We start from the raw sequence: 15,200 nt of genomic DNA on the forward strand, positions 1-15,200 counted from the left end.
TCAACGACTACTCGTCGCTGGAAAACCAAAGATGATCGCTATCATTGCCTGCATGAGGAAACTTCTTTCTTTGGCCTTCGCTATTTTAAAATCCAAGATCCCATTTAATCCAGAATTCGCTTGACGGACGAGACAGTATCTACAAAATCAGTTCAGCACCTAGGAGATATCGTAAATCTATGCGATACCCAACTCCTCCAATCGCAGCAAAATCTCTAAACGTCGCTCTCGCTTGATCTCTTGCCAGTGACGATTTTCTTGCGCGCCCATGATGGCGTAGAGCATGTTCAAACTGGTCGAGGGGAGAGTTTGCTTTAGCTGCAGATACAAATGATATGGATCTGCAGCTAATAACTCAGCGGCGGTGTGGATGCCGATTTGACGCAGCATGGCACTGGATTTGGGACCTAGTCCGGCCATTTTTTCCAATTCCGTTTGCTGCGCTTTCGCCATACCACCGCCTTTGTGTTCGGTCAGACTAATTACCCAATCCCTTTTTCAAATTATCTACGCCACCTACCACTGGCAAAACGATGGACGTCTGCGATAGATCGACGCTTAATTCTGTCCCCGCCTTCGGCCACAGCGTAAAGTCATGATCGCTGGACATGATCATTAATGCTAGGCGTTTACCTGCTGGGATGACGCGGTCCATCGCTTGTAGATCGAAGGTCAGATCAACGAATTTTCCTGGTACTAAGGGTGTGCCTGCGAGTTTGGAATCGTAGTTGCCGGTCTTGGTCAATGCCCTATGATTTTGTGGATCTGCCCAGCCTCGGGTGACGACGCCGAGCTGCCCGTTGGAGCCGACTTCTTTGCCATCAAACGGTAAGGTGACTAACCAGACTGACAAATTGGCGGCGGCTTTGTTGGCGGCAAGACGAATCTTGATACTTGGTGTGCCGGACAAATGGACAGACTCGGTCAACTCTGGCGTGGCGTAAATCAAGCGATGTGGCGATTGCTCTGCGCTGGCGAGCACGCCACCTTTGTATTGCACGTCATCGACGAGTTTTTCAATGATGGCTTTGCTGGCGGTTTTGCTTTGTGCTTGGAGCTGTAAGCTACCGGCTTTGTTACCACCTGCACCCAAACTCAAAGTGACATTGGTCGCCTCAGGATTTGGGAAGTCCAAATATGGCGTTGGTGGTGCGCCGCGTTCAGTGCTTTCACGAACGATCATGGCGCGGGCATCGCGTTCTACCCCATTATCGATACCGTACAAATAATGCGAGAACCAGCGATTACGCATTTCTAATGGTGGAGTGCCACCACCGTGTCCGCCTTGATGCAAATACAGTTGGGTTGGTACGCCTTGTTTTTTCAAGGCATCGTAAATGCGAATTGAATGCTCAGGCATGACGTTCCAATCTTGCTGACCATGCGCTAACAAGGTCGCGGCTTTGACACCTTTGATCTTGGTAAGCAAATCACGCTCTGCCCAAAAATCATTGTAGTCGCCATTTTTGCGATCATATTTGGCAGGGTACAAACCATCACGGATGGTCTTGTTGCAGTAGTCGCGTTTTTCTGGCGCGCCGCTGTAGATGAAGTCATACAGTTGATCAATGTCTTCGCCCAGATAGCCGCCTGGGTGACGCACCAAACCATTGCTGCGGTAGTAGTGATAGTAAGAGGTGTTTGGTGCGATTGGGATAATCGCTTCTAAGCCAGCCACGCCTGTTGTTGCGGCGGCTAAAGGAATGGTGCCGTTGTAAGAGGTGCCTGTCATACCGACTTTACCTGTGGCCCAGCTTGCTTTGACTTCTTGATTGCCATCGATGCTGGTGTAGCCTTTGGCGCGACCATTGAGCCAATCGATGACGGCTTTTGGTGCGAGTTCTTCTGTTGCACCACCGACCGTTGGACAGCCTTGCGATAAACCAGTGCCTGGCGCTTCAGAATGGACAACCGCAAAGCCACGTGGCAACCAAGTATCGATTTCTGTACGTGAAATTTCTGGGCGTACTGGGATAAATTTGGCTTGCTCATTGACTGGACGCGGTGGTGGCTCACTGCCTAACTCGTGCTTCACATCCCACATTTTTTGATTCTTCATGGTGCCAGCGAAATAGGGTGAAGATTCGTACACCACTGCAACCTTTAAGCCCTCAGTCTCGGTTTGTTTAGGACGCGTGACGGCAACGTGCACACGATCTGGCTTGCCATCAGCATCGCTATCGAACTCGGTTTCCACCCATAATTCTTGTTTAATCCACTGCGACTTGTCTTGAAAACCCGGCACGACTTGGGCTTGTCCGTTATAGAAAACTGGGACGGTTTTGGTACCGGCTGCCGCATCTTGCGCCATGCTATTCGTCGAAAAAGCGGCGATGAGGGCGAGGCTCAAGAGGGATCGTTGGCACAGTTTTTTGGAATACGCTTGGCTGGTTTTCATATTGAGTTGGCAGTGAGAGTAGTCAATTAAGGAGTCGAAACTGGGTGAGTAGACCGCAATTATGCACAGAAGTTTCAGCTAAATATATTAAGGTGTTCAAATTTACTTGGCTTGTGTGGTTTAAACCCACCCCTAGGTTTTCCTTGAAGACGTAGTTATACACAAGTCGAACAAACAGAACCGATATTAGTGTCGCTCCTGCGCAGGCAGGAGCCCAGCGTCTTTGGTTGGGCAACGAACGACACTGGATTCCTGCCTACGCAGGAATGACAAACTGTGCCCTCGTTTCGCTTTTTCCTTCTCACTTAACGCCGAAAGATTCATCTTCAACTATCCATAAGTATCTACACAAGTCGAACAAACAATAACGGTATTAGTGTCGCTCCTGCGCAGGCAGGAGCCCAGCGTCTTTGGTTGGGCGACGAACGACACTGGGTTCCTGCCTACGCAGGAATGACAAACTGTGTCCTCGTTTCGCTTTTTCCTTCTCACTTAGCGTCAAAAATTTCTTCTTCAACTATTCATAAGTATCTATACAAGTCGAACAAACAGTACCGATATTAGCGTCGCTCCTGCGCAGGCAGGAGCCCAGCGTCTTTGGTTGGGCGACGAACGACACTGGTTTCCTGCCTACGCAGGAATGACAAACTGTGCCCTCATCTCGCTTTTTCCTTCTTTCACAATGTCAGAATTTTCAGCGCAATCCACCAAAAACTCTACAAAACCCAGCCCATGCTTGTTATGCTGCGCATCCCGATGAATGTTTGAGGTCTTTTTATTCATGCAACGCCGTTCCTTGTTTCTTGCCTCCGCCGCTTTGTTAATTTCCGGATTGGCTGTTTCTGGCTACTATTTGTTCCGTTCCGAATCGCCGCTACCAACCCCGCTCAAAGCTGTCTTCGCAAAAAAACCCATTGTCACTGATATGTTGTGGGAGGCGCAGATCACGCCGTTTGCTGTTCAGTATTCGCTCAACCAAGATCCAAACAGTGCGGAAACCTTTAGCGATCCCAACGGGATCGTTTTTGATGCGCAGGGCAATATTTATATTGCCGATGCGGGCGAGCATAATCGGATTTTGAAAATCAATAAGAAGGGCGAGACGGTCATCTATGCAGGCAGCACTGAAGGTTTTGCTGATGCGGTCGAGGGTGGTGCGCAAGCAGCCAAGTTTCACACACCATCTGCGCTCGCGATCGACAAACAAGGCAATCTGTATGTGGCCGATACGGGCAATCACGTGATACGCAAAATCACGCCAAAAGGGCAGGTTTCTACTTTGGCGGGGAATGGTATCGCTGGCTATCGCGATGGCGCAGCACAGCAGGCGCAATTTAATGGCCCTATCGGCGTTGCGGTTGCCAAGGATGGCAAGGTCTATGTGGCAGATACTTACAACGACAAAATCCGTGTGATTCTGCCAGATGGCACGGTACAAGCCGTCGCTGGTGGCGCAGCGCCAGGTTATCAAGATGGCGTGGGTACAGCCGCCTTATTTGATACGCCTAGCAACATCGCTATCAACAGCAAAGGCGAACTCATCATCGCCGACACGCGCAACAATGCCGTTCGTAAGATCAATGCATTGGGCGAAGTTTCCACTTTGATCTACAGCGATCCTAAAGATAGAGAAGCCTTACTGCGACGTCCTGCTGGTTTAGCAATCACGCATGATGATCACATTTATGTCAGCGAACTCTCACATGGTCGCATCATGCAAATTGCCCCCAGTGGCGAAACCCGTGGCCTCACTGGCGTTGATATCGACATTATTCCCGGTGACGATACTAGTCCGCGTATGCGCAGCCCAATGGCTCTCGCCGTCAACTCAGATGGTAATCTTTTGGTCAGCGACAGTGGCATGAATATGCTTCATCAAGTGCATCGCAAAGATTCTTACGAGGGTCGCAGCATCGGTCCGCAGATTCTAAAGATTGTCGAACCTGTCGCACCATTAGTCCAACTTTCGCTGTGGCCATTACTACCGCAAGATCAGCCCCATGAAGTAGTTGGCACCATCGGTGAAGTGCGTGGCGAATATGGTGGCGACAGTCGTCATCACTTTCATCGTGGCGTCGACATGCAAGCCAACATGGGCGAAGCTGTGGTCGCGATCAAAAATGAAAAGGTCAGCTCACCAGTGCCCGCTTGGGCAGCCGGCACCATCAACGAAGGTATGCGAGTCAGCAAGCTGTCGTATATCCACATGAAAGTTGGTCGTAAGCTGAATGAAGCTGTACTTGATCCGCAAAAATTTAGCGTGATTAAAGACGCCGGTGGCAAACTCCAGCAAGTCAGAGTCAAGCGCGGTACTCGCTTTGAAGTTGGCGAAGCGGTTGGCACAATCAATAGCATGTACCACGTCCATTTGAATTACGCGCCCGAAGGCGATGTGGTTAATCCGCTGTCACTACAATTTATCGGCTTCAAAGACAGTGTCATTCCACAAATCAATCGTATCGACATCGCAGATCAAGACGGCAAAATCTTGGGCAGACCGGTCACGGTAGCGACTAAAGCCAAGGGCAAGAAGAAAGACAAAACGCCAGCAGCCGTTCCACAAAGCAGTGGTCCATTAACGCTGTCACGCAGCTTGGAGCAAGTCAGCATCATCGTCGACGCCTTTGATCAAGCCGATGGCAATATTGCGCGCCGTCGTTTGGGCTTATACGAACTCGGTTATCAAATCCTGAATGCCGATGGCACTCCGCTACCAGGTTTCGAAAAACCGAAAATGACGATACGCTTCAACCACCTACCAGCCGACGAAGAAGCCGTCAAAGTCGCCTATGCCGAGAACAGTGGCATCACCGTACACGGCAGCGCAGCGACCAAATTTTTATACAACATCACCAACGAAATTCACGACGGTCATGCGATCATCAAGTTTTGGCAGATCAAAGATTTGCCAGCGGGGGACTATCTAATTCACGTACATGCTGCTGACTATGCGGGCAATGTGGCGAATCGAAATCATGTATTGCGGGTGCGTTTGGAATAATTTTTGGAAGAACGATTTTGTGCCGGGTAAATTTGGCTCAAAATTTTGGTTCACATCCCCTTTATTTCACATTGAGCTAACGAGTGAGCCATAAATAAGCAAAAAAACTAGCCTACTAACTTACGCCAAACATATGCACCAAGAGATAAAAATACGCCGCGCGACTCCCGATGATGCAAGTGCAATCGAAGCGCTTTACCGCGAGTTAGTGAAAAATCCCGCCATTCGCGTTAGCCCGCAACGCCTTGAGCAAGTGGCTCGAGGTGAGCATACGTTTTTACTAGTTGCAGTGTGCGACGGAGCAGTAGCAGGAACGGCGTTGCTCTCACTATGCTTAGACGTCATGTTTGGCAACCAGACTTTCGGCGTCATTGAAAACGTCGTGGTAAGCGGTGATGCTCGTTCGGCTGGAATTGGCGCGATGCTGATGCTCGAAATTGAACGCATCGCTACCACGAATCAATGCTCCAAACTCATGCTACTGAGTACCGCAAGCCGAACAGATGCCCATCGATTCTTTGCACGTCATGGTTTCCAAGATAGCAGTAAACGAGGTTTTGTTAAGTATCGTCGTGACTTTAATTTGGCTACGTAATTGTGGTTACTCGCCCATCAGCTGAAAGTGCTCGGTACGATCAACATATACGTAGTTGCACCCAGATGAAAACCGAATTCACTTGGAATTCCATCACTGACTTAAACATTTAATTTTTGATTATACTAACTGTCTATTTTCATTCGTACGATTGCACACTCGCCAATCGGAAAAACCACTAGAGAACAAGAATTATGAAGACTTTATTCATCGTTTTGACCTGTATATTCTTTAGCGTCGAGACGGCTCAAGCGCAGTCATCGACGAAGGAATTGAAGGTCGCAACGCAAAAAGACCCGAATGAAAGTGAAGTAAAAAAAGAAACCTTAGAGATGCTTATGCCCGCCGTCGTGGAGGTGAGTGGCACTAAAGATCCAGAACTGAAGCCATATCGAACTATGATCAAAGGACTGGACGCATTTGAAAAAAATAGTCACTTGGCTCCCAATGCTAAATTTAGATTTATATTAAAGACGCAACGTCGTGACACACCAATTCAGGGAACTACGTTACGCATTACTGGTGACACGGTATCAATACCTGTAGAAATTGCTGGCGATGGGACTTTTACCTTAACTAGAAATGCTTTAGCGGAAGAGGAGAATGCTGATTTAATGTTAAATCGGAAAAAAGCAAGTATGCGTTGGCGTCCATATATTCGAAGTTCATCGGTATTGCCAAATCAATTGCGCCTTGGTGATTTGAGATTGGAATGCGAAATATTGTGGGCGATTGAATATGATGAGACATCATTTTTTGTGCGTAACCTTTTTCGCCTAGCTGGTGGTGCGTGCAATTCTTCTCGAATTTCAAATGGAATGATTATTCCAAATTTACTATCTGCTACTTTGGTTTCTGGTGCGCGGCGATTGAAGATTGCTGACTCAACGAAGGATAAATTTCGTGATTGGCTTGAGCCACCACTTTATGACAAAAGTTGGGATGACGATACTATCATCGAGTTAGAATTTGAGGATAAAACACTGAATTGAAAAGTTATTCTTATTCAGCGTATTTGGTGCAATCACGCCGTCGCTAATCACACTACACAAAAACCATGATGAAAATCCTAGAAAATTCCAAAGAGTACCTAAGCGATTTCATCCGTCTCAACGAAGAATGGATCAGCCATTATTTTCAGCTTGAGGAAACCGATAAAAAACTAGCCGCCGATCCCTATCAAGTCATAGACAAGGGAGGCTACATATTCTCCTTAGTCAGCGACGAGGAAGTTGTCGGTGTCTGCGCCTTGTTTAATAACGGTGATGGCGTCTACGAACTAGCGCGCATGGCGGTATCGCCCGCCCATCATGGCAAGGCTTACAGCAATTTATTGATGGAGCACTGCCTAGCTAAACTTACATCCATACAAGCGAAGAAAGTCTATCTGGTGTCCAACACTAAACTCGCAGCGGCGATTCATTTGTATAAAAAATTTGGTTTTCAAACCGTGTTCGAAGGGCCGCATCCGGTTTATTCTCGAGCGAATATCGTGATGGAACGCAGTGTAGAGATCTAGCAACAAACAATGACTAGGACTTCACAGTCTTATTTAGATGAAAATTTATTCAGCGAGTAGCCATCATGTCAGACAACACAAAACCCACAGGCCCAGCCTCCTATTTTCCATCTATCGAAAAGAAGTACGGATTTCCCATCCAGCACTGGTTTGATCTGCTGCAGAATCAAAAGACGCTGAAGCATATGGAGATGGTCGCCTGGCTTAAAAGCGAGCATCAAATGGGGCATGGTCATGCCAATGCGCTCGTGGCGGTTTTTCGCAGTCAAGAGGGTTTATAGGGCACCGTTACGCTGCAATCTATCTGACGCCATGAAAACTATGCGTTGCCAGTTGTTCCAACTTCACATCGCCAGAACATGGCTGATCACATCTGCATTAGGTAATTAGAAAATATGGCTCGCGTTGAATTTCAAGTCAATATCCAAGCACCAATTGAGTTGGTGTATCAAGTTTCTCAGGACTATTCAGTGCGTTATGAGTGGGATGCGTTTCCTGAGAAAATCGCCTTGCTATATGGTGCGGAACGCATTGAAAAAGGGGTTTGCGTGTCGGTCGCTGCCAAAAATGGACTTAAGATGGAAGTCGAATTTGTTCAAGTCATGCCACCAACAACCGCAGCTATCACGATGAAAAAAGGCCCTATCGTGCTGCAAGGGTTTTCTGGCAGTTGGGTGTTTAGATCGATTACAGCCAACGAAACCAATGCCAAGTTTATTTATGCGATCAAAACAAAATGGTGGACCATACCCTTGGTATCTGAGCGTATTGCGAGTTGGTATTTTTCACGCGTCATTCGATCCAGGTTAACCGGTTTAAAAATGTACTGCGAGACTAAGGCCTAAGCATTTAAGAATGGACTCTGTTGGTCTTGATGACTCTCAAGTGCTTAGGCTTAAAAAGAGCAAGCAAAAACCTAGTTGCCTCTTCCGATGAATTTTCTCGTCGAAGCATTCCCAGTGGTATTGTATTTATGCTGATCTGCCGTACGAAATTGGGTAACTAAAGACGACAATCGATCCGATTGTTCACGCATGCTTTCGGCCGCCGCCGCGGCCTGCTCGACTAGCGCCGAGTTTTGTTGCGTCATCTCGTCCAAGTTGTTGATGGCATCATTCACTTGATTGATACCTGCGCTCTGCTCCACGCTAGCATGACTAATTTGATTAACGAGCGTGGCGATTTTTCGAATGTCTTCGACCACTTTACCCATCGTCACACCAGCTTCATCCGCCATGACGCTTCCAAGATCAACCTTATCAACAGAATCATTGATCAAACTCTGAATATCTTTCGCCGCCGCAGCAGCACGCTGAGCCAAACTGCGAACTTCGCTTGCGACAACGGCAAATCCTCGGCCTTGTTCACCAGCGCGCGCGGCTTCTACCGCGGCGTTCAGGGCTAGAATATTCGTTTGAAAAGCAATGTCGTTAATCACATTAATAATTTCACTGACTTTTCGCGAACTACCTTTGATGTCAGCCATCGTCTGAACCATGCGATTGACAACACTTCCTGCAGTCGAAGCAACATCGCTAGCAGAGCTGACAAATCTGTCTGCTTCGCGCGCATTGTCAGCATTTTGATGCACGGTAGAAGTTAGTTCCTCCATCGAACTCGCGGTTTCTTCGAGCGTACCTGCCTGGACTTCGGTACGTGACGACAGGTCAGCATTACCACTTGCGATTTCTTGCGCGGCCGTTTGTATATTGATCGCGCCCACCCTAACCTCAGTGACAACTTTGCCTAAGCCTTCAGCAATCCCATTCATTGCTTGCAGCATTTTACCGATTTCATTATTACTATTGCTTTCAATTCGACGGCTCAAGTCACCCATCGCTAAGGACTCGGCTAAGGAGGTTGCTTGTTCCAATGGCCGCGTTACGACTCTGCGAACAAGCAATATAAATAAACCACCGCCAACGATTAAAAGTATCGTCGCTAAGCCGCCTAGCCACATGATTTGGTTTAAACTTTCTTCGGCTAACTCACCTGAATAAACGCCGCCAACCAACATCCAGTTCACCGATGGCATAGGTCTAAACACCACTAATTTCTCTCTCGCTTTGGTCTCGCCTTGCTCAGGATTAATCCAGTCATAGCGTAAGATGCCTGTCTTATTCTGAATCATTGTTTGCACGAAGAGCTGTCCATCCGCAGTCTTTGAGTCAAGAATATTTTGACCTTCTTTGACCGGATGAATCATTAAGGTTCCTTGTTGTTTTCCCTCTTTTTGATCAAATGCATAAAAATAGCCAGTTTTTGCAATCGTCATTGCTTTGATCTTTTCCTTTAGCAAACCCAAGGTCGGATCGATGTTGATCCCGATAAAAATGACACCGATCACTTTGCCATCCGCATCCATGAACGGATTGTAATAAGTCATGTAGTTGGTACCGAACAGTTTTGCTGCTCCAGTGAACTTTTTACCTTCAAGCAAAAGCGGATAGGCAGGATGAGCGCGGTCCAAAGCAGTGCCGATAGCACGTTCGCCGTTTTCCTTCTTTAGGGAGGTGGATACGCGAATAAAATCAAGATCGTCTTTGACAAAAAAAGTGGCGATAGCACCTGTTCTTGCGGTGAACGCATCAACGATGTCAAAATTATTGTTCAGTGTCTTATCATCGAGACTCAGGGCTAAGGTTTCTTTCGCGCCGACTTTACTCTTTTCACCGGCAACGATAGCAAACTTATCGCCAAGTTCCGCACGCAAATTGTTTCCCGTGCGCTCGGCATCTGCTTTGACAGCGCTATTAAAAACCTCAAAACTGTCATTCACTGAATTGAGTAAGTTCGAGATATCGTGCGTCGCGCTCTTCTCCAAGGATCGGTGAATACTAAACGCCACTGCCACGATAAAGATAAGAAAAATCAGAAATACACCGGCAAATACACTAGTACCAAGCAAGCGACCGACATTTTGATTGAGATTCGAAGCCATTTGGTTCACCTCTTATAAAATTGCAACTTCTTTTGTACCAGAGCGAAAAACACCGTATTTGAATTAATATTGATCTATATCAACATATTAGTTCCAAAACTAGGGCCGAGAATATTTTTTCGCGATGATGCAACAATGTTTTACAAGTAAATATCGGGTCTAAATTCATAATTCAAATTAACAATCATCAAGAGCTCGACGTTGTTCTCGATCATTGTCAGGCTAACAATAAGGGATACATAGGAAAGCATCGTTGTTTGCTTTACACTTCCAGCTCTCAAGATTTTTTGCCATGTCACTCATGCTTACAGCTGAACTCACGATCATCCTGCTCAATGTCGTCATCGCCCTACTCGCCTACCTCTCGGTATATCCAACACTAGCGGGGAATGATTTCAACAAAATCGCGTTGTACGATATTGGGACATCAAGTATCGCCTTAGCGATTGTTGGCTATCACTATTGGGGTAGTGATTACGTATTTGACCTACTGGTCACGGAGGTGAATTGGTTTTGGTTCACGCTGGCCACCTATAGTGCAATCGAGATTCCTTTGATGTTGTGGTACTTTAAAAAGCATGAGGTTATTGTCAGCAAATGAGTGCCTAACACCGCACAAAATCCTCAAGAAAAGCGCCTGATCGATAAACCACGCAAACATAAAGGAAATGCACTATGAGTATGGCGGCATGGTTTGTACCGGTGAACGAAAAAACCATCGCGAATCTCAGTGAAACACCCGACGCAATGGATGATTTTCTGTCCCATCATCATGGTGATCATGATGGTCATGGTTCAGCCGACGATGGCGAGATCGGACAGTCCTGGCACTATTTCCACTTCGCACTATCTGATGAGGTCGATCCAGAAGCATCCGTTCTATCCAAAGCGGTACTCGGCGGTGTTGAGGTCGGCAAAGACATGGGCTATGGCCGCGCTCGTATCCTCATGCCGGAGGACGTTAGCACGATTGCTGCCGCACTGTCTAAAATGGATAATGTTGAGATGTCCGTGCGTGACGGCAATGACGCCTCAGACAATGTGCTGGAAAATTTTCTGGCATTTGTCGCGTTTTACCAAGATACAGCGACACGTGGGGACGGTGTCATCACTTGGATAGTCAAGCCCGACTTTCCGGTGAGCCAAGCCATGCTACTCGTACCCGAGAAAACTAGTCCTGCTGATCTTAAAAGCAAAACGGCGAGTGCTGGCTTTTGCTATTTATTAAGCGCTTTGTGGGTAGGCATGGGCGTCTACATCTACACGCTACATGAAAATAAATCAGCGCCACTCAGGCTGGCTGAGCCCACCACGATCGAAGTTACATTCGAACGTGCGCGCTGTTATCCCGATCCCTATCGCAAAAAGCGTGCGCTGATGGAGCAGACCTACTCCTATGCACCGGATACCGCTAACGACCTAGGTAAACGGTACGAAGTCCTGGATCTGGTACGTCAGCCATCATTAGAAACTTGTGAACTTGCCTTACCACAAGCGACGCGCAATCCACCGCGCTCCCATGTTTGGTATGACAAAGCCGTTCCAACAAAAGCCCGATGGGATATCGATAATGATTCGCCCAGCTTTATCATTTGGTTTACCTTAATCGGTGCTGGCATTTTATTCGCGATAGGACGTTCTAAACACGGCAAGGCTTAGCCTAAGGTGCTGCAGTTTACGCTGCACAGATACACTCAATATGAGCACTACAGGTGCGCCGACGGAAAATCCAAGTTAACAAAAGTAGTCGCTTGCCAGCTCAAATTACATGACCGAATGTGGCGAGAACGCATCAATTCCCCAAGTTAAGCTACCTGCTCCTGATTTCAACCACAAGTAAGGAGCAAATTCATGAATATCATCCTCATCCACGGCAGCTGGCATGGCGCCTGGTGTTGGCATAAAGTCGTCCCCCTTCTACGCGCAGCGGGACATACTGTTTTAATTCCAGATTTGCCGGCACATGGTCGTGACTGGCGCATGATGCGGGGTCGCATCACCCTAGCGGCGATGACGACATCGGTGAGTAAATTGCTAGATCGACTGACCGAGCCTGCGATGATCGTCGCGCATAGTCGCGGCGGCATTATTGCTGCCAATCTGGCAGAGCGCCATCCTGACAAAATTCAGTCTTGCGTCTACCTAGCGGCATACATGTTGCGTGATCGAGAGCGCGTTGCCGATTATTTTCGTCAAGATAAAACCTCGCTGGTCAGGAAGCACCTGCAGATTCAACGCAGCAGCCTGACCGATAGTTTGCCAGAAGAGGTACAACGCGCGACCCTGTATGCTGACTGTGATGAGGCCGATGTCGAACTAGCGCGAAGTTTACTGACAGCCGAACCCTCACTACCAGCATTAACACGATTACGTTTAAGCCCCGCCAATTATGGCCGCGTGCCGCGACACTATATCCAACTGGCCCAAGATCATGCCGTCACACCAGAATTACAAAGCCTCATGATCGCTAACTCTCCCTGTGCCTCTGTGACTACGATCGATGCCAGTCATTCGGCTTACTTTTCACGGCCTGTAGAATTGGCAGATGCGATTGATGGTATTGCGAATCCTCAAAAACGCTTACAATAAAATGTGACATCGAATCAATTATCACAAGTCCCTCAACAGCACATCATCACGTTCGATCACGCTGATTTAACAAGATAGCCTATGTATGCATGTCCACACTGTCATCTTCTGGGTGTTTCGTATCTACACAAGTGGCGCGCGCATCCGGCACAACCAGCGACATGTACACATTGCGCTCAACTTAGCGATGTGAGTAGTGCGACTTCCAATGCTATTTTTAGTGTGGGATGTCTGTTGATATTGCTCAGCTGCACCTTAGCGTTCAGCTATCAATCGTGGTTAGTCGGAATAATAGGCGCGTTAGGATCGATCTGCTGTTACGGCTATGGCTGGCATGTCGTACCGCTACGCATCACTTCCCATGCTGATGCCGAACACGCGAAGAAAATAAGTTGGACAGCAGGGCTACTAGCGGCCTTGGCTAGCTTATTTCACTAATTGCCTGCGTTGTCGTCATTACGCGCTGCACCGGAATACCTCTGTCGATAGGTGTGTTCATCCGAGTCGACTGACTGTATTCAGGCGAGCGATATGGTCATACAATCCGCCTTCAGTTTAGGCTGCGAATGATAAATACTGGATCAGTGTGGGCTCACAAACCTGGTTACCAACTCTTTAGTGAAAGAGGTTCATGCGGTGGCGTTGGAATTGAGGGGCGGTGCGACGGCGCGTCCGATTGAAGGAAGGATTAGCCATCACTAGCGCCGCTTGGGCGTTCGCCTATGGAAATGCCCTTCCCGCGGGCAAACTCTACCGCCGAGTTAGCGAGCTCGACAGCCGCTTCGTCGGCGAAGGCGCAGATCTCGGCAAGTTGGAGAGGCGAAAGCTCAACAAGTTGACCCTTATCAAAGAAGCAGGATCGATCGACGTACTTTGATTCCAGTGCGCCACCTTGCATTGGCAGTCCATCGAGAGGGATGTCGTGATTTAGAACCGGTGTGCCTCCGGCCGGAATAAAGTAAATCTCAAGAGCACGCCACCGAAGTTGAAGATGGTTGCCTTCATTGAAGTCTTCGCGCCCAACGACGCCACGTCGATGGGTGAAGCAGTTTCGCGCGGCGTTTACAGACAACCAGCCGTGCTCATGCTGGGTTGTGACGGTGAACTGGCGACGCAAGATGTCAAACTTGTCCGGGAAGCCAGCTTTGTGGAACTTCTTCTGGAGTCGATCGCACTCTTCTGGTGTCTTTTCGCCAACGACCCAATCGAATGTGAGGCAGGCTTGATTCACTTTCTCCATGTACTCGACGAACGATTCGTGTAGCTCTCGCAGCGCGTTCACGATGACCCAAGTACGAAATTCGTGCTTGTACTCTGCAAGCATATTCTCATCGTTTGTTTCCGGAAGGACCCGGTATTTGGTCTGGTGAGAAAGGTCATATTCGCAAACGTTCGGATTGTTCGCCATGTTTACGGCGAAACCCATAAACAGAGACGCTCTGCGAATACCGAGCCTCGCGATCTCAAGAACCTTTTCAAAGTCGATGCCTTGCATTCTGTTATGGCTAACGCAACGCTGAGCGGCTGGCAGCCCACAAATTAATAAATTCTGTACCGATTTTATGGCCCGTCCGATCGAGCACTCTTTTAGGGCTTTCTCCTACCATACCTTCCACCATGGCTTACTTTTTTGCGGAACTTTGGGTGGTTCCATCTCCGTAAACGAGGAAAGATTTTCCATTAGTTCCTGATAATTAAAATCGTTTTCAACTAGCTGTTGAACGAAATTACAAAACGAAGTTGATGCGACACCAAATCCAAAAGGATCGTGGCAGCAATAATAGACAGCTACCTCGCCCTCGACAGCTATTTCAGAAGGATTGAATGCTAGGTAGTTCCCTAAACCATCAGTGGAAATCGCAACGAATCCGTCGAACTCTACTCCAGGCATATCAAATGTGTAAAGTTCGGATGGGTCAAACATACGAAGGTCATCGTTAAAATCTCCGACTCCTAATACAGCGCAGAATTGCGCATAGCTTTCCGGAACACGAATGCCTAACTTGTCCATCGCATCTTGTAGATCAAATTCACTTGCCTTTTCCCGAGGAACAAATACCGGATTGTGGCGTTTGTTTCGCGCCGAAACAATCTTATTAAGGACGCTTTCTTCGATTAGCATTTAAAGCCCTAACGCTGAGTTGTGCGGCGCGCGCA

General features: G+C 47.8%; 16 protein-coding genes. 10 read left to right on the forward strand and 6 right to left on the reverse strand.

Annotated features, from left to right (window positions below; translation table 11 throughout):
- Positions 1-177 precede the first annotated feature (177 nt).
- From H8K52_RS09680 to H8K52_RS09690, 3 genes are all read right to left on the reverse strand, one after another.
- Positions 178-453, reverse strand: a complete 276-nt coding sequence (locus H8K52_RS09680) for a TfoX/Sxy family DNA transformation protein (RefSeq protein ID WP_186922700.1) — start codon at positions 451-453, stop codon at positions 178-180.
- Between the two features lie 25 nt (positions 454-478).
- Entirely contained in the window at positions 479-2,398 is a 1,920-nt protein-coding gene (locus tag H8K52_RS09685) for a Xaa-Pro dipeptidyl-peptidase (protein WP_186922701.1), read from the reverse strand.
- A 630-nt stretch (positions 2,399-3,028) separates the two neighbouring features.
- On the reverse strand, positions 3,029-3,181 hold the full coding sequence (locus tag H8K52_RS09690) for a hypothetical protein (protein ID WP_186922702.1): 153 nt from the start codon (positions 3,179-3,181) through the stop codon (positions 3,029-3,031).
- Between H8K52_RS09690 and H8K52_RS09695 the strand changes: the two genes are divergently transcribed.
- The 6 genes from H8K52_RS09695 (at position 3,180) to H8K52_RS09720 (ending at position 8,358) form a co-directional block, all read left to right on the forward strand.
- Positions 3,180-5,399, forward strand: a complete 2,220-nt coding sequence (locus H8K52_RS09695) for an NHL repeat-containing protein (protein ID WP_186922703.1) — start codon at positions 3,180-3,182, stop codon at positions 5,397-5,399. The two genes, H8K52_RS09690 and H8K52_RS09695, sit on opposite strands and share 2 nt — an antisense overlap.
- A 133-nt stretch (positions 5,400-5,532) precedes the next feature.
- Positions 5,533-5,994, forward strand: coding sequence for a GNAT family N-acetyltransferase (locus H8K52_RS09700; protein ID WP_186922704.1), 462 nt, complete (start codon positions 5,533-5,535; stop codon positions 5,992-5,994).
- Between the two features lie 194 nt (positions 5,995-6,188).
- Positions 6,189-6,986: a hypothetical protein gene (locus tag H8K52_RS09705; RefSeq protein ID WP_186922705.1), complete on the forward strand. Its 798-nt coding sequence runs from the start codon at positions 6,189-6,191 to the stop codon at positions 6,984-6,986.
- Positions 6,987-7,051: 65 nt separating this feature from the next.
- On the forward strand, positions 7,052-7,513 hold the full coding sequence (locus tag H8K52_RS09710; protein ID WP_222613746.1) for a GNAT family N-acetyltransferase: 462 nt from the start codon (positions 7,052-7,054) through the stop codon (positions 7,511-7,513).
- A gap of 65 nt (positions 7,514-7,578) precedes the next feature.
- Entirely contained in the window at positions 7,579-7,794 is a 216-nt protein-coding gene (locus tag H8K52_RS09715) for a DUF4287 domain-containing protein (RefSeq protein WP_186922707.1), read from the forward strand.
- A gap of 114 nt (positions 7,795-7,908) precedes the next feature.
- Positions 7,909-8,358, forward strand: coding sequence for an SRPBCC family protein (locus H8K52_RS09720; protein ID WP_186922708.1), 450 nt, complete (start codon positions 7,909-7,911; stop codon positions 8,356-8,358).
- 71 nt (positions 8,359-8,429) lie between these two features.
- Here H8K52_RS09720 and H8K52_RS09725 read toward each other — a convergent pair whose 3' ends face one another.
- Positions 8,430-10,454, reverse strand: a complete 2,025-nt coding sequence (locus tag H8K52_RS09725; protein WP_186922709.1) for a methyl-accepting chemotaxis protein — start codon at positions 10,452-10,454, stop codon at positions 8,430-8,432.
- Between the two features lie 292 nt (positions 10,455-10,746).
- On the opposite strand from H8K52_RS09725, the gene H8K52_RS09730 reads away from it, so the two are divergent.
- From H8K52_RS09730 to H8K52_RS09745, 4 genes are all read left to right on the forward strand, one after another.
- Entirely contained in the window at positions 10,747-11,055 is a 309-nt protein-coding gene (locus tag H8K52_RS09730) for a hypothetical protein (protein ID WP_222613747.1), read from the forward strand.
- 74 nt (positions 11,056-11,129) lie between these two features.
- On the forward strand, positions 11,130-12,113 hold the full coding sequence (locus H8K52_RS09735; protein WP_186922710.1) for a DUF1877 family protein: 984 nt from the start codon (positions 11,130-11,132) through the stop codon (positions 12,111-12,113).
- 192 nt (positions 12,114-12,305) lie between these two features.
- Positions 12,306-13,043, forward strand: a complete 738-nt coding sequence (locus tag H8K52_RS09740) for an alpha/beta fold hydrolase (RefSeq protein ID WP_186922711.1) — start codon at positions 12,306-12,308, stop codon at positions 13,041-13,043.
- Between the two features lie 81 nt (positions 13,044-13,124).
- A complete protein-coding gene (locus H8K52_RS09745) occupies positions 13,125-13,481 on the forward strand; it encodes a hypothetical protein (protein ID WP_186922712.1) in 357 nt (118 codons plus the stop codon).
- 250 nt (positions 13,482-13,731) lie between these two features.
- Here the strand turns inward: H8K52_RS09745 and H8K52_RS09750 are convergent, their stop codons facing one another.
- Both H8K52_RS09750 and H8K52_RS09755 read right to left on the reverse strand, forming a co-directional pair.
- Positions 13,732-14,538 (reverse strand): hypothetical protein, encoded by an 807-nt coding sequence (locus tag H8K52_RS09750; RefSeq protein ID WP_186922713.1) that lies wholly within the window; start codon positions 14,536-14,538, stop codon positions 13,732-13,734.
- Between the two features lie 105 nt (positions 14,539-14,643).
- Complete coding sequence (locus tag H8K52_RS09755; protein ID WP_186922714.1) at positions 14,644-15,165, reverse strand: SMI1/KNR4 family protein; 522 nt, start codon at positions 15,163-15,165, stop codon at positions 14,644-14,646.
- Positions 15,166-15,200: the final 35 nt, after the last annotated feature.

This window comes from Affinundibacterium seohonense (assembly GCF_014284305.1).
Lineage (GTDB): Bacteria > Pseudomonadota > Gammaproteobacteria > Burkholderiales > Burkholderiaceae_D > Undibacterium > Undibacterium seohonense.

What these genes read in the sequence shown, in the direction of transcription:
- H8K52_RS09680 (WP_186922700.1), bottom strand. Translation starts at nt 453, where the DNA reads ATGGCGAAAGCGCAGCAAACGGAATTGGAAAAAATGGCCGGACTAGGT.
- H8K52_RS09685 (WP_186922701.1), bottom strand. Translation starts at nt 2,398, where the DNA reads ATGAAAACCAGCCAAGCGTATTCCAAAAAACTGTGCCAACGATCCCTC.
- H8K52_RS09695 (WP_186922703.1), top strand. Translation starts at nt 3,180, where the DNA reads ATGCAACGCCGTTCCTTGTTTCTTGCCTCCGCCGCTTTGTTAATTTCC.
- H8K52_RS09690 (WP_186922702.1), bottom strand. Translation starts at nt 3,181, where the DNA reads ATGAATAAAAAGACCTCAAACATTCATCGGGATGCGCAGCATAACAAG.
- H8K52_RS09700 (WP_186922704.1), top strand. Translation starts at nt 5,533, where the DNA reads ATGCACCAAGAGATAAAAATACGCCGCGCGACTCCCGATGATGCAAGT.
- H8K52_RS09705 (WP_186922705.1), top strand. Translation starts at nt 6,189, where the DNA reads ATGAAGACTTTATTCATCGTTTTGACCTGTATATTCTTTAGCGTCGAG.
- H8K52_RS09710 (WP_222613746.1), top strand. Translation starts at nt 7,052, where the DNA reads ATGATGAAAATCCTAGAAAATTCCAAAGAGTACCTAAGCGATTTCATC.
- H8K52_RS09715 (WP_186922707.1), top strand. Translation starts at nt 7,579, where the DNA reads ATGTCAGACAACACAAAACCCACAGGCCCAGCCTCCTATTTTCCATCT.
- H8K52_RS09720 (WP_186922708.1), top strand. Translation starts at nt 7,909, where the DNA reads ATGGCTCGCGTTGAATTTCAAGTCAATATCCAAGCACCAATTGAGTTG.
- H8K52_RS09725 (WP_186922709.1), bottom strand. Translation starts at nt 10,454, where the DNA reads ATGGCTTCGAATCTCAATCAAAATGTCGGTCGCTTGCTTGGTACTAGT.
- H8K52_RS09730 (WP_222613747.1), top strand. Translation starts at nt 10,747, where the DNA reads ATGTCACTCATGCTTACAGCTGAACTCACGATCATCCTGCTCAATGTC.
- H8K52_RS09735 (WP_186922710.1), top strand. Translation starts at nt 11,130, where the DNA reads ATGAGTATGGCGGCATGGTTTGTACCGGTGAACGAAAAAACCATCGCG.
- H8K52_RS09740 (WP_186922711.1), top strand. Translation starts at nt 12,306, where the DNA reads ATGAATATCATCCTCATCCACGGCAGCTGGCATGGCGCCTGGTGTTGG.
- H8K52_RS09745 (WP_186922712.1), top strand. Translation starts at nt 13,125, where the DNA reads ATGTATGCATGTCCACACTGTCATCTTCTGGGTGTTTCGTATCTACAC.
- H8K52_RS09750 (WP_186922713.1), bottom strand. Translation starts at nt 14,538, where the DNA reads ATGCAAGGCATCGACTTTGAAAAGGTTCTTGAGATCGCGAGGCTCGGT.
- H8K52_RS09755 (WP_186922714.1), bottom strand. Translation starts at nt 15,165, where the DNA reads ATGCTAATCGAAGAAAGCGTCCTTAATAAGATTGTTTCGGCGCGAAAC.